Origin of the sequence: Arthrobacter sp. zg-Y750 (assembly GCF_020907365.1) — a bacterium.
Lineage (GTDB): Bacteria > Actinomycetota > Actinomycetes > Actinomycetales > Micrococcaceae > Arthrobacter_B.
The window spans coordinates 122,941-136,146 of the sequence record NZ_JAJJOC010000007.1 but is presented as its reverse complement, the minus strand read 5'-3'; the positions used below and the strand labels follow the sequence as shown (position 1 = coordinate 136,146).

Here is a 13,206-nt window from a genome sequence, read left to right as displayed (position 1 = left end):
ATGGTTTCCACACTCGCCGGCGAGGGGCCGGCCCTCGGTACCAAGAGCTCCAAGAAGCCTTCCAGGCTTGCCGAAGCGGGACGTTTCCTCACCAGCCGGCTGCGCCAGATCGGTATCTTCCTGGCATTGCTGGTTATCGTGACACTGTTCCAGGTGCTGACCGGCGGTTCACTGCTGCAGCCGGACAACGTGGCCAACATCATTGTGCAGAACAGCTACATCCTGATCCTGGCGATCGGCATGGTCATGATCATTGTGGCCGGCCATATTGACCTTTCCGTGGGATCCGTTGCCGCGTTCGTCGGGGCCATGTCCGGCATTATGATCCGGGACTGGGGCATGCCCTGGTGGCTGGCGCTGGTGGCCTCCCTCGTGGTGGGTGCCCTGGTGGGCGCCTGGCAGGGTTACTGGGTGGCGTACATAGGCATCCCGGCCTTTATCGTTACCCTCGCCGGCATGCTGGTCTTCCGCGGGCTGACCCAGATCATCCTGGGCAACCAGCGGATCACCGGTTTCCCCGAGGAGTACCGCCAGCTCGGCGGCGGCTCCCTGTTCCCCGGCCTCTTCCCTGCCGAGACCAACATCCTTGACTGGACCACCGTTGGCCTGGGGGTACTGGCGGCAGCCCTGCTGGTTGTCAGCCAGCTGCGCGGACGTGCGGCACGGATGAAGCTCAACCTCGACGACGAGCCCCGGGCCTGGTTCCTGACGCGGCTGGTCTTCGGTGTGGTCGTAATCCTGGGACTGACCTACCTGCTCGCCAGTTCCCGCGGCGGAACACCCATTGTGCTGGTGGTCCTGGGCATCCTGGTGGTCGCCTACAGCGCCGTGATGAACCGGTCCGTCTTCGGCCGGCACGTCTATGCCCGCGGCGGCAACCTCCAGGCCGCCCACCTGTCCGGCGTGAACACCAAACGGGTGGACTTCCTGCTGTTCGTCAACATGGGGGTGCTGGCCGCCCTGGCCGGGCTGATCTTCACCGGACGCCTGAACTCCGCCGGACCGGGCGCCGGCAACCTCTTCGAACTGGACGCCATCGCAGCAGCCTTCATCGGCGGCGCCGCGGTTACGGGCGGGGTGGGCACCATTGTGGGCGCCATCACCGGCGGCCTCATCATGGGTGTGCTGAACAACGGCATGTCCCTGCTGGGTGTAGGCATTGACTACCAGCAGTTCATTAAGGGGCTGGTCCTGCTGCTGGCCGTGGGCTTCGACGTCTTCAACAAGCGCAAGGCGTCCAACGCCCTGAAATAGTCGCTGGCCAGGCGGCACGGCGGCGGACTCCCTGCGCGGGGTCCGCCGCCGTCGTCGTTAAGCCCTGCCATATCCGGTTCCTGTATACCGGGGCACTCCCGAACGTGCGACGAGACACAATACGACCGGTTTGGGGATGTGTCGAGGGTTATCCGAAATCAATAGTGACGAATTCTACAAAACCCGCTTCGATCCGCTTGTTTACGCGGATCTTAGTCAATAACAATTGCATTTCGATTAGATACCGATTTGGTCTCGACAAAATGATGTTTTAGGTTGTTAACGAGCCCGGAGATCGAGGGCTGGACCGCTGGCCGTTCTGAGGCCGGCGGCGGTCGGCACCCAAAGCTGGTGCGGCCGATGCATGAATCGCACAATGCCGAGTGCCACGCGTCCACTGTACGTCGCCGCTGCGTGGTACCGAAAAGACCTCTATATGTCTGGGGTAGGCGACGGCGTGGAGAAGCCCGGGGACGGGCTGAGCGCAGGTGGAACCCTTGGGAGCTAATAAACCGATGAAGAACCAGAAGATCCGTCGTGTCGTACGCCGAAGCCTCGCTGCCGCCGTTATCACCGGAGCCGGTGCCGCCGGTATGGCAGGTCTGGCCGCTCCGGCCAACGCCAGCACCATGGACTGGGACACGCTTGCACAGTGCGAAAGCGGTGGAAACTGGGCTACCAACACCGGTAACGGTTTCTCCGGCGGGCTGCAGTTCACCCCCAGCACTTGGGCCGCTTTCGGCGGTACCGGCGACCCGGCCAACGCCAGCCGCGAGCAGCAGATTGCCGTAGCCGAGCGCGTTCTGGCTGAACAGGGCCCCGGCGCATGGCCTGCTTGCACCGCCAAGCTGGGCCTGACCGGTGCCACCGCCAATCCGCAGGCTGCCACCCCGGCCCCCGCCCAGACCCAGGCCCCGGTTGCTGAAGCTCCGGCCCAGACCTACGTCGAGCCGCAGGCTGCCGCTCCGGTTGCCGAAGCTCCGGCCCAGACCTACGTCGAGCCGCAGGCCGCCGCTCCGGTTGAAGCCCCTGTTGAGACCTATGTCCAGCCGCAGGCCGAGCAGCTTCCGGCACCGACCACCGCGGAGAACATCCAGGTGGAGGCAGCGGCTCCGATCCAGACCGAGGCTCCGGCCCTGTCCGGTGACACCTACGTCATCCAGTCCGGTGACACGCTGTCCGCCATCGCCGAGAAGCTCGGCATCGAGGGCGGCTGGCAGGCGCTGTACAACGCCAACGCCGACACCATCATCCACCCCGACCTCATCTTCACCGGTCACACCCTGCAGCTGCCGGCCTAATAGGCCGCCACACAGCTGGCACCGGTTCCTTCCAGCTCAGCTGGAGGGACTAACCGGAGAAACAACGGGTGCTTCCGCCTTGCGCGGAAGCACCCGTTTCTGCTGTTTAACGCGAACCTAGCCCCCGGCGATTGACTGCAGTACCAGCAGCTGGGCACCGGAAGCCAGCACCGTGGACTGCCCGGCTAAGTCCCGGATGTCCTCGCCGTCCAGGTAGAGGTTCACGTAGCGGCGCACGGCGCCTGTCTCGTCGCAGATCCGGCTGTACACCCCTGGCTGCTGCTCCCGCAGCCGGTCCAAGGCCACCGCAACCGTGATGCTGCCTGCCGCGTCGGCCTCCGGATGGGCGCCGGTATCAGCCCCCGAAACGGGCCGCTGCGGCAGCACCAGCAGGCGCTGTCCGCCGACGGCTTCGGCCAACGCTGCGGGCAGCAGAAGTCCGACGGCGCCGGCGGAGCGGGTGTCAGGTCCGGACGGCGCGGACACAGAGCACATCCGGAAGGTTGGCGGCCACCAGATTAAAGGTTTCGCCTTCGTCGGCGCTGGCATAAACCTCGCCGCCCCTGGTGCCGAAGTAGATGCCGGCGGGGTCGGCGGTGTCCACATCCGCGGCGTCGCGCAGTACCGCGTTGAAGTCGTAGGCGGGCAGGCCGGTGTCGAACCGCTCCCAGTCTTCACCCGCGCTGGTGCTGCGGTAAACCGCAGGCCGTCCCTGCGGAGGGTTGCGCTCGCCGGCGGAGCCCAGGGGTATGGTCCAGATGGTGTCCGGACGGGAGGGGTGTGCCAGCATCACAAACCCGAAGTCCGCGGGCAGGCCGTCGGCAATGGAAATCCACCGATCTCCGGCGTCGTCGCTGCGGTACACCCCGCCGTGGTTCTGGGCGTAGAGCCGCTGCGGGTTTCCGGCGTCGCGTGCAACCTTGTGCACGCACTGGCCGAACTCGGGATACTCCTGCGGCATAAAGTCCGCGATGATGCCGCTGTTGAACGCGTCCCAGCTGTCCCCGCGGTCATCTGAGCGGTACACGCCGCCGCTGCTGATGGCTACGTGCACGCTGTCATCGACGGGGCTGGGCAGGACGGTGTGCGCCGCGGGACCGCCGTAACCGGCGCCCCACTGCGGGCGGTGCGGATGGTCCCACAAGCCCCGGACCAGCTCGAAGTGGCGGCCGCCGTCCTCGGACCGGAACACCGAAATGGGCTCGCAGCCGGCCCAGACCACGCCCGGGCGGTCCGCGGTATCCGGACGCAGCTGCCAGATCCTCTCCAGCGTGGCCCCGGTGTCTTCCGGAAAAGCGATTGCCTGTTCCTGCGGTTCCTGCCAGGTGTGCCCGAGGTCCTCCGAGACGGCAACGTTGGGTCCCCACCATTCGGAGCGGACCCCGGCCAGCAGCCGCGGCGTGCCGCTGCGGGCATCGAATGCCAGCGAGGGCACTTCAGTCATGGCGAATTCCGGTCCGCGCAGTTCCCAGGTAACGCGGTCGCTGCTGGTCGCCAGCCACAGCCCCTTGCGGGTGCCGATGGCCAGGACGGTGGAGGACGGCCCGGGGGAAGACCCCGAAGCCCCCGAAGGCCCGGGTGAAGACTCGGCGGAGCCGGCATTGAACGGCAGATTGGAGGGCACGTCATCCATGCGGTTATTCCAGCATTGGGGGTCCGTTGGGACAAGGGTTTTCCGTAAAGACCGTACGCGGCCGGCAAACCCGGGCGGCAGCACCGCATGGCAATTGCGGGCGCCGGTGCGATAGACATACAGGATGCTCTTCACCCGTCCGGAGGCCCGGCACCCATGATCTACATCGATCCGCCGATGTGGCCGGCGCACAACACCCTGTTCTCCCATCTGGTCTCCGACACCAGTGTGGAGGAGCTGCACGCATTCGCCCAAGGCGCCGGTATCTCGCCCAGGGCGTTCGACGGCGACCACTACGACGTGCCGCAGCACCTGCACCGCAAACTGGTCCGCCGCGGCGCCGTCGCCGTAACCGGCGGGGAACTGGTCCGCATCCTCATTGGCAGCGGTCTGCGGATCCCTGCCCGGGAGCGCCCGTCCGCCCTGGCCGGGCCGCTGCTGGAACGCTGGAACCGGCTTCTTCCCGGGCGGCCGGAACTCGGCGGGCAGCTGCTGGACCGCTGGAATGAACCGCACCGCCGGTACCACGACCGCCGGCACCTGCTCCAGGTCCTGGAAGCCCTGGATCTGCTCACCGGCAGCAGCGTTCCGCGCCCCGTGGCGCTGGCTGCCTGGTTCCATGACGCGGTGTATGCCTGCCGGCCGGGCGAGGACGAGGAAGCCTCCGCCTGCCTGGCGGAGGACCTGCTGGCCGCCGCCGGAGAAGATCCCGCTGCCGTGGCCGAATGCGCCCGCCTGGTCCGGCTCACTGCCGCCCACGCTCCGGACCCGGGGGACCACCACGGAGCGCTGCTCGTTGACGCAGACCTGTCGGTGCTGGCCCGTGATCCCGCGCGGTATCGCTCCTACCGGCAGGCGGTTCGTGCGGAGTACGCGCACCTTTCCGCCGAGGATTTCCGGGCCGGACGACGGCGGGTGGTGGCACACTTGGCCGCTGCGGAACCGCTGTTTTGCACGGAGGCCGGGCGCCGGCACTGGGAAGCCCGGGCCCGGCACAACCTGGGCGGCGAACTGTCGGAACTGGGATCAGAATTGTCCGGGCATCCCGGTCCGGCTGGGCCCGGCAGCGGAGACCGGCCGTGACCGGCACCGGAAAAGGTGCCGGTACCACCGGCTCTCCGAACGGAACCTTTACCGGACACCGGCGCGGCAGCCCGGGCTACCGCGGTGTCCTGGTGGGGCTGGCCGCCGCCGGCGTGGCGACGTTCGCCCAGCTGTATTCGCTGCAGGGCGTCCTGCCCGAACTGGCCGCCGGAATGGACATCTCTGCGTCGTCCGCCGCCCTGACCGTTTCCGCGGCAACCCTCGGCCTGGCTGCCGCGGTTATTCCGTGGTCCGCCGCGGCGGACCGCTTCGGCCGGCTGCCGGTCATGCGGGCGGCCATCCTGGCCGCGGTGGTGCTCGGACTGGCCGTGCCGTTGAGCCCCGGACTGCCCGCCCTGCTGGGGCTGCGGTTCCTTGAAGGGGTGGCGCTGGGCGGAATCCCGGCAGTGGCGCTGGCCTACCTGAGCGAGGAAGTGAGCCAGCTGCACGCCGCGGTAGCCGCCGGCACGTATGTATCGGGCACCACCATAGGCGGCTTGGCCGGACGCATCGTGGCCGCCCCGCTGGCAGAACTGGTGAACTGGCGGGTGGGAGTGGCGGCAGTGAGCATGCTGGCCGCCGGTGCAGCGGCGGTGTTTTTGTTCACCGCTCCGCGGCAACAGGGCTTTGTGCCGGTGCGCCGCGCGGCGCCGGGCCACGGGCTGGCCGCCCGGCTCGCGGCGAACCTGCGCAGCCCGCGGCTGCTGGCCCTTTACCTGCAGGGTTTCCTGCTGATGGGCGGATTCGTGGCGGTGTACAACTATCTGGGGTTCCGCCTTGGCGCTCCGCCCTTCGGACTGCCGCAGGGCGTGGCCAGTGCACTGTTCCTTGCCTACCTTGCGGGCACCTGGTCCTCGCGCGCCGCCGGTACGCTGGCGGCCCGGCTGGCCGGGCACGGCGGCCGGAAACCGGTCCTGCTGCTCTCCATCGGTGCCATGGCGGCCGGTCTGGCCATGACGCTTGCAGAGAACATAGCGGCGATCGTGGCCGGACTGCTGGTCTTCACCGGCGGGTTCTTTGCCGCGCATTCCATCGCTTCGGGATGGACGCCGATGCTGGCCCGTGAGGGCAGGGCGCAGGCATCGTCGCTGTATAACCTGTTCTACTACACGGGCTCCAGCGTCCTGGGCTGGGCCGGCGGGTACTGCTTCCAGCAGGGCGGGTGGCCGGCGCTGGCGTTGTTTGTCGGCGCGCTGCTGCTGGCCGCCGCAGTGGTTGCGGTCCTGGTTCTGCGCCGGGACGACGCCGTGCAGCCCGCCGCTGGGCAGGATTTCGCCGGGAAGTACGGCGCCGGACGGCCCGGGCACGGGCATGCGGCGCCGGAGCGCGGGAGCAAACCGTAGGCTGGATGGCGTGAAGACCGATATGTCCTCCCGGCAACTCAGCCGGCGGATCCTTGCCCTGGCCGTGCCGGCGCTGGGCGCGCTGATCGCCGAACCGCTGTTCCTCCTGGCAGATTCCGCCATCGTCGGGCATCTGGGCGTTTCGCAGCTGGCCGGCGTCGGCCTGGCCTCCACGGTGCTGCAGACCGCCGTCGGCCTGATGGTGTTCCTGGCCTATTCCACCACCGGAACGGTGGCCCGCTTCCTGGGCGGGAACCGGCAGGACAAGGCGCTCGCCGCCGGGCGTGACGGCATTGCCCTGGCGGTGCTGCTGGGCGTACTGCTTTCCACTGCGGGCTACCTGCTGGCTCCGCAGCTGTGCACGGCCATGGGGGCCGACGGCGAGGTGCACCGGTATGCGGTGGATTATCTGCGTTATTCCATGCCCGGGCTGACGGCCATGCTGGTGGTCCTGGCGGCCACCGGTGTGCTGCGCGGGCTGCAGGACACCCGGACCCCGCTGGTGGTGGCGACCGTGGGGTTCGCCGTCAACATCGGGCTGAACTATCTGCTGGTGTACGGCTTCTCGCTCTCCGTGGCCGGTTCGGCCCTGGGCACCAGCCTGGCGCAGTGGGGGATGGCGGGGTTCTACCTGGTGGCCGTGGCCCGGATGGCACGGGCCCGGGGCGTGCCGCTGCGCCCGGCCTCGTCCGGGATCCGCGCCACCGCCCATGTGGGGTCGTGGCTGATGCTGCGCACCCTGAGCCTGCGGGCGGCGGTGCTGGCCACTGTCCTGGTGGCCACGGCCCAGGGACCGCAATCCCTGGCTGCGCACCAGCTGGTGATGACCGTCTTCACCTTCCTCGCCTTCGCCCTGGATGCCTTGGCGATTGCCGCGCAGGCCATGATTGGCAAGGAACTAGGGGCCGGGGACACGGTGCTGGCCCGCGCCCTTACCCGGCGCATGATCCTCTGGGGTGGAGGTTTCGGGGTGGTCACCGGCGTGCTGTTGGCCCTGGTGGCACCGGTGGCCGGCGTCCTGTTCACCGGTGACCCCGGAGTGCAGCAGGCCATGACCGCCGGACTGTGGGTGCTGGCGGTATCCCAGCCGATCTGCGGACTGGTCTTTGTGCTGGACGGGGTGCTGATCGGTGCCGGGGATGCCAAGTACCTCGCGGTGACCGGGATGCTGAACCTGGCGGCGTATCTGCCGCTGCTGCTGTGGGTGTCCGCCGGCGGCAGCACGGGCGCCGTCGGCATTGCCTGGCTGTGGGCGGCTTTCGCACTGGGTTACATGAGCGCCCGCGCCATCACCCTGAGCTGGCGGGTGCGCCGGGACGCCTGGATGCTGACCGGTTCCGTTGCGGTAAGCGGGAGCGACTAAGCTGGACGGTGGCCAACCGGCCACCGTAACGGCAAAAGTGAAAGCGGAGGCTCTGCACATGGCTGCGTCCCATCCCGTAGCACCTTGGGGACCCATGCTGGTCCGGGCGGCGGTGGCGGCCGTCTACGGTGTGCTCACCATTTTCTGGCAGGACCCCACTGAACCCGTCTTGGCCTATGCCGGCGGCGCCTATCTGCTGCTGAGCGGCGCGGCACTGCTGCCTATGCTCTCCGCGTCCCGCGGCCACGGCACCATGCGCCCGTTCCTGCTGGTTGAAGCCGCGGCCTACGTCCTCGCCGGCGCCGCGACCTTGATTTTCGCCTCAGCGGAAGCCTTCCGACCTGCCGCCGCTGCCGCGCTGATCCTGGGCGGCGTCATCGAAATAGTCCTGTGGGTCCGGCACCGCCGGACGTTCCTTCCGGCCCGGGACTGGCTGATCACGGGTGCTGCAGCCCTCGTATCCGGGCTCCTGGTGCCGCTGGTCTACGACCTGGGTGTGCGCGCCATGCTCGGCGTCACCGGCGGGGCAGCCGTGGTCATCGCCGTCATCGTTGCCATCTCCGCCCTGGGGGCCCGGCATGATTCCCGGGTCGCCGCGCAGGAGCAGGCGAAGGCCGTAAACTAGGAGACGCGCGTTGTGCATTCTGCACTGAACCGCGCCAAACCAACGCAGCAGGAGGATTCATAGTGGCGAACAGCTCAACCGGAGGCCCGCAGAAGCGGAACTCCGTTAAGGCACCGCTGATCTTCTCGGCCGTGCTGGCACTGATTGCCGGTGTTGCCACCATGATCTTCGCCACCGGCGGAGCCGAACAGGAACTGCGCCTGGACCTGGGGCTCATCGCCGTTGGCATCACGTTTATCGCGTCCCTGCTGGTTTCCTCGCTGCTGCTGATGACGGAAAAGCCCAACCCTGAGCACCTGAGCCAGGGATCGGGCATCCACCGCAGCTCGGCCAATATCCCCGGCGGCGCCGGCAGCGTGGGCCGGCCCTCCCCGTCCCCGGCAGCGGACAGCGAGGACCCCGAAGCACCGCGTCCCACGGATCCGACCGCCTGAATGTTCCGCCGGCGTAACCGCCGGTTCCTAGCCGAAAATTTCCTTGCTGATGTCCGTCGGGGCGTCGTATTGGCGCTCAGGCAGGTTATTCAGGGCTTCCAAGACGGATCCGCCCGCCCCTGATCCTTCCGCCTTGGAAACAATGTCCTTTTTCGACGCCGGGTAGTCCATGCCGCCGAGGACCTTCTGGACGTCGATCGGGCTGGGTTTGTCAGCCATTGGTTCTCCTTCGTTTACTGGTTGTGTGGTGGGTGGACATCCTGCCCGCCGCCGGCGGCCGTCCCGCTGCCGGCGGCCGTCCCGCTGCCGCCGAGCAGGATCTCGGCCGCATCAGCGGAGCGGTCGGTAACCGTGGTTGGTGATTCCAGGTGCACGGCTCCGGACGGAACGAGCCCGGCGCCCCCGTACCGTTCCATCACGCGCCACTGCGCCGCTACGTCCTCCCCGGCATGCCCGGGAGGCAGCTGGTCCCAGAAACCGAAGCCGCCGCAGTCCAGCAGCGCCGTTCGGTTGTACAGGACGCAGGCCCCCACCCAGGCGACTTTGTACAGCTGCCATTCTCCGGCCGGCAGGCCGAGCCGGGAAGCCACATGCGCCAGATTGGCGGCGTTGTGCAGGGTCCAGCGTTCGAAGCCCGGTTCCCCCCGCCGGATCCTTTCCGGCTCCACCTTCCCCGTGTCCCACAGTTCAAAGGGGGCTTCTTCATCCGGCCGGCTGTCCGGCAGATAGGACAGCCCCTGCACGGCGGCGCCGACAAACCCTGCACCGGACGAGGCCAGGGCGCCGGCCAGCCTGGCCAGCATGCCCGGTTCCAGCCACACGTCGTCGTCGAGGAAAAGCACGGCGGGCGCCGCTGCGTTTTCCAGCAGGAAATGGCGCTGCTCTGCCAGCCCCCGGGCCGGCAGGTGGCGCAGCAGCCGGACCCGGTGTCCCTGGGCTTCCAGCACCCGGACCATGGCCTCGGCGGCCGGGTGGTTCCAGGAGGGTACGTGCGTGCTCTGGTCACTGATGGTGACGTTGAAGTCCGGACCGTCCTGGGCGGCCAAACCGGCCAGGGTGACTGCCAGTTCCGCAGGCCGGTTCCGGGTGGGAATCAGCACGTCAACTGCTGCCGGCCGGGGCGTGGCCGGCAGCCCCCAGTCCGCGGACCCGCGCCGCATCACACCGTGCTCCCGCTCCCGGCCCCGGCACCGCTGCCGCCCGCCCGGATCCGGGAGACCAGGGCGGTAGTGGAATGGTCGGCCACATAGTCCAGGATCACCACGCGTCCTCCGCACTGTTCCACCACGGGGGTTTCCGCCAGCATCTGCGCCGAGTAGTCGCCGCCCTTGGCATAGGTGTCCGGCCGCAGCTCCCGGATCAGCGGGATGGGCGTGTCCGTGTCGAAAACGGTGACGTAGTCCACGCAGCTGAGTGCGGCAATGATCCCCGCGCGGTCGTGGGCCGTGTTGATGGGCCGGCCCGGGCCTTTGAGCCGCCGGGCGGAGGCATCGCTGTTCAGGGCCACCACCAGGATGTCCCCCAGCTGCTTGGCCTGGTTCAGGTAGCGCGTGTGTCCGCGGTGCAGGACGTCAAAGCATCCGTTGGTGAGCACAATCCGCCGGCCCGCGGCCCGTTCCGCCGAGATCCGCGCGAGGAGCCCGGCAGGGCTCAACGCCGAGTCCGCGAAGCTGTCCAGATGCTGTTCCAGGTCCGCGGTGCTGCATACCGAGGTGCCGGGCCGGTGGACCACAATGTCGGCAGCGTTCTGTGCGAGGTCCGCTGCCGTGGACAGCGGCAGGCCTGCCGCCCGGGCCAGGGTCATGCAGGCAACAAACGTGTCCCCCGCCCCCGACGCCTGCTTTTCCGAGGCCGGCCTGGCCCAGGTGCGGTGGAACCCGCCGTCGGCGCCCACCAGTGCCGTGCCGTCCCGGTCCAGGGTGACGACGGCGGTGCCGGCGCCGGCCGCGGCCAGCAGCTCCGGAGCGGCGGCCCGCACGGCAGCGGCCCGGTCCGGGACGGAGTCCAGGCCGGCAGGCCTGCCCAGCAGCATGGCCGCTTCAGCGGCATTGGGTGTGACCAGGTCCGGAGCCAGCCTTGCCCACAACGCGGCGTCGTGGGCGTCTACTACGGTGAGGCGCCCGCCGCGCAGGGCGACGAGGGCATCACGGACGCTGCCGTGCAACAGGCCGCTCCCGTAGTCGCAGACCACCAGCGCATCGGCTCCGTCCAGCAGCGCAGCCACCGACGCTGCCAGCAGGTCCTCGGCTCCGGGCGGGACGCCGCCTCCCTCGTCGAGGCGGAACAGCACCTGCCCGCCGGCCACAATGCGGTTTTTGGCGGCTGTATGTGCGTCCTCGTGGTGGATTAGCGCCTGCAGGTCAACGCCCGCGCCGGCCAGGATGCCGCGCAACTCCCGGCCGGCGGCGTCCGTGCCGGTGACCCCGCCCAGCCGCACCCTGGCTCCCAGCGCCTGGAGATTCATGGCAGTGTTGGCGGCTCCGCCAGCTGCGGCGCGTTTCTGCTGCAGGTCCACCACCGGGGCCGGTGCCTCCCGGCAGAACCGCTCGGTGACGCCGGACCACCAGCCGTCGAGCATTACGTCGCCGATGACGGCCACACGCAGGGAGGCAGCAGCGAGTCTTCCGGGCAAGTCCGGGGAGAGGCTGCGCACCTCATCCAGCCGCGGGCTGCCGGGCGCGTGGCTCACCGCTGCGCTCCCGCTGGTCCGGGACCGACCGGCGGGCTCTCCAAATGGACCACCTTGGTCAGGGAAAACTCGTCCAGGAGTTCGGGGCCGTACCCGAACCCGCGGCCGCTGCGGCGGCGCGGCTGGGCGGACCCGCCCGGTGCGCCGCCGAACACTGCATTGATCTTCACCGTGCCGACGTCCAGTGCGGCGACCGCCTGCTGCGCGTGGGCCAGACTGCCGGTGAGGACGGTGGCGGCCAGTCCATAGGCTCCCGCAGCGGCCAGGGCCAGGCCCTCCTCGAAGCTGTCCACCACCTGCACGGGAGCTACGGGACCGAAGGTCTCTTCGCGGAAAACCAACATTTCCGCCGAACAGTCCAGCAGGACCGTGGCCGGGTAGTGGGCGCCCGGGCCGTCCGGGATCAGTCCTCCCACCGCTGCCGCGGCGCCCTGCGCCACTGCTTCGGACACCTGGTGGTGCACGGCGTCGCGCAGCCGGATGTCCACCAGTGGTGCAACGGACTGCTCCCGGTTCCTGCGCTGCGCTTCGGCGGCGAGTTCGGTGCAGAACTCTTCGGCAATGTGCCGGTGGACGTAGATGCGTTCCACGGCCGTGCAGATCTGCCCGCTGTTACTGAAGGCCCCGACGGCGGCCTGCTCCGCGGCCCAGCGGGGGTCGACGTCGGCGTCCACCAGCAGGGGATCGTTGCCGCCGTTCTCCAAGATGGCGTGGGCGCCGGTCAAGGCGGCCGCCCGGGCGATGCGCGCGCCGCTGGCACTGGAACCCACGTGGGCCAGGACGTCCACCCCGGCGTCCATGGCCAGCTGGGCGCCCACCTCCGCACCGCCGGTGAGGGCGGCGACCACATTCGGGGGAAAATGCGGTGCGAGGATCTCCATGAGCAGGTTCCCGGTGTGCGGGCAGCGCTCGCTGGGCTTGGCAATCACCGTGTTGCCCACCGCCAGCGCAGCGCCGGCCAGCCCCGCGGCCACCGCCACCGGATCGTTCCACGGGGTGAGCAGCACGGCGACGCCGCGGGGTCCGCTCACCGTGTAGTCGGCCGCCAGCAGTGCGCCGCGGAGGCTGTGGCCGCGGTGTACGGGTCCGAGTTCGGCGTATTGCTGCAGCGTGGCGACGCCGGCACGTACCCCGGCCAGGGCCTCCGGCCCGGGTTTTCCGGTTTCCCTGCTGTTCCAGGCCGCCAGTTCCCCGGCGCGGGACTGGAGGTCCTCCGCAGCGTTGCGCAGCAGCCGGCCGCGTTCGGCGGGATCTGTTGCCGCCCAGGCGGGCAGTGCCTTGCGGGCGGCCGCCAGAGCGGACTTCACCTGGGTGCGGCTGGCCGCCGAGAGGCTACCCACCGGTGTGCCGTCCCGCGGGTCCACGATGGTGATGCTGTCCTCCGTGCCTGCGGACGGCACTGGATAGGGTGCCGGGGAGGAAACCGGGGTACTTTCCGGGGTAACTGTGGTGGACATGCTGCTCCTTAGGCCGCGTCGTAC

At 69.1% G+C, this 13,206-nt stretch carries 13 protein-coding genes; 7 read left to right on the top strand and 6 right to left on the bottom strand.

The genetic code is table 11. The features are described 5' to 3' along the window. Positions 1-1,254, top strand: a complete 1,254-nt coding sequence (gene mmsB, locus LOC57_RS04930; RefSeq protein ID WP_229958492.1) for a multiple monosaccharide ABC transporter permease — start codon at positions 1-3, stop codon at positions 1,252-1,254. 515 nt (positions 1,255-1,769) lie between these two features. After that, a complete protein-coding gene (locus LOC57_RS04925) occupies positions 1,770-2,555 on the top strand; it encodes a transglycosylase family protein (RefSeq protein ID WP_229958490.1) in 786 nt (261 codons plus the stop codon). A gap of 117 nt (positions 2,556-2,672) precedes the next feature. Here the strand turns inward: LOC57_RS04925 and LOC57_RS04920 are convergent, their stop codons facing one another. Together LOC57_RS04920 and LOC57_RS04915 are read right to left on the bottom strand one after the other, a co-directional pair. Further along, positions 2,673-3,041 carry a MoaD/ThiS family protein gene (locus LOC57_RS04920; RefSeq protein WP_229958488.1) on the bottom strand — a complete coding sequence of 123 codons (369 nt, stop codon included), beginning with the start codon at positions 3,039-3,041 and terminating at the stop codon, positions 2,673-2,675. Continuing rightward, on the bottom strand, positions 3,019-4,188 hold the full coding sequence (locus LOC57_RS04915) for a WD40/YVTN/BNR-like repeat-containing protein (RefSeq protein WP_229958487.1): 1,170 nt from the start codon (positions 4,186-4,188) through the stop codon (positions 3,019-3,021). The genes LOC57_RS04920 and LOC57_RS04915 overlap by 23 nt, the downstream gene beginning before the upstream one ends. 156 nt (positions 4,189-4,344) lie before the next feature. Here LOC57_RS04915 and LOC57_RS04910 point away from each other — a divergent pair, with 156 nt between their 5' ends. From LOC57_RS04910 to LOC57_RS04890, 5 genes are all read left to right on the top strand, one after another. Then, on the top strand, positions 4,345-5,271 hold the full coding sequence (locus tag LOC57_RS04910) for a DUF4031 domain-containing protein (RefSeq protein WP_227912248.1): 927 nt from the start codon (positions 4,345-4,347) through the stop codon (positions 5,269-5,271). After that, entirely contained in the window at positions 5,268-6,614 is a 1,347-nt protein-coding gene (locus LOC57_RS04905) for an MFS transporter (protein WP_229958485.1), read from the top strand. The genes LOC57_RS04910 and LOC57_RS04905 overlap by 4 nt, the downstream gene beginning before the upstream one ends. 22 nt (positions 6,615-6,636) lie before the next feature. Then, entirely contained in the window at positions 6,637-7,977 is a 1,341-nt protein-coding gene (locus LOC57_RS04900) for an MATE family efflux transporter (RefSeq protein WP_227912418.1), read from the top strand. Positions 7,978-8,035: 58 nt separating this feature from the next. After that, positions 8,036-8,602 carry a DUF308 domain-containing protein gene (locus LOC57_RS04895; protein ID WP_227912245.1) on the top strand — a complete coding sequence of 189 codons (567 nt, stop codon included), beginning with the start codon at positions 8,036-8,038 and terminating at the stop codon, positions 8,600-8,602. A gap of 62 nt (positions 8,603-8,664) precedes the next feature. Further along, the gene (locus tag LOC57_RS04890) at positions 8,665-9,036 is read left to right on the top strand and encodes a hypothetical protein (RefSeq protein ID WP_227912243.1); all 372 of its coding nucleotides are present in this window, start codon (positions 8,665-8,667) and stop codon (positions 9,034-9,036) included. A 27-nt stretch (positions 9,037-9,063) separates the two neighbouring features. Here the strand turns inward: LOC57_RS04890 and LOC57_RS04885 are convergent, their stop codons facing one another. From LOC57_RS04885 to LOC57_RS04870, 4 genes are read right to left on the bottom strand one after another with little or no spacing between them, the layout of a single operon-like run. Further along, positions 9,064-9,255, bottom strand: a complete 192-nt coding sequence (locus tag LOC57_RS04885; protein ID WP_227912241.1) for a DUF2795 domain-containing protein — start codon at positions 9,253-9,255, stop codon at positions 9,064-9,066. Between the two features lie 14 nt (positions 9,256-9,269). Continuing rightward, a complete protein-coding gene (locus tag LOC57_RS04880; RefSeq protein ID WP_229958483.1) occupies positions 9,270-10,196 on the bottom strand; it encodes a glycosyltransferase family 2 protein in 927 nt (308 codons plus the stop codon). After that, complete coding sequence (gene rfaE2 / locus LOC57_RS04875) at positions 10,196-11,725, bottom strand: D-glycero-beta-D-manno-heptose 1-phosphate adenylyltransferase (protein WP_229958480.1); 1,530 nt, start codon at positions 11,723-11,725, stop codon at positions 10,196-10,198. Before rfaE2 ends, LOC57_RS04880 begins: the two co-directional genes overlap by 1 nt. Further along, a complete protein-coding gene (locus LOC57_RS04870; RefSeq protein WP_229958478.1) occupies positions 11,722-13,182 on the bottom strand; it encodes an aldehyde dehydrogenase family protein in 1,461 nt (486 codons plus the stop codon). Before LOC57_RS04870 ends, rfaE2 begins: the two co-directional genes overlap by 4 nt. Between the last annotated feature and the right edge of the window lie 24 nt (positions 13,183-13,206).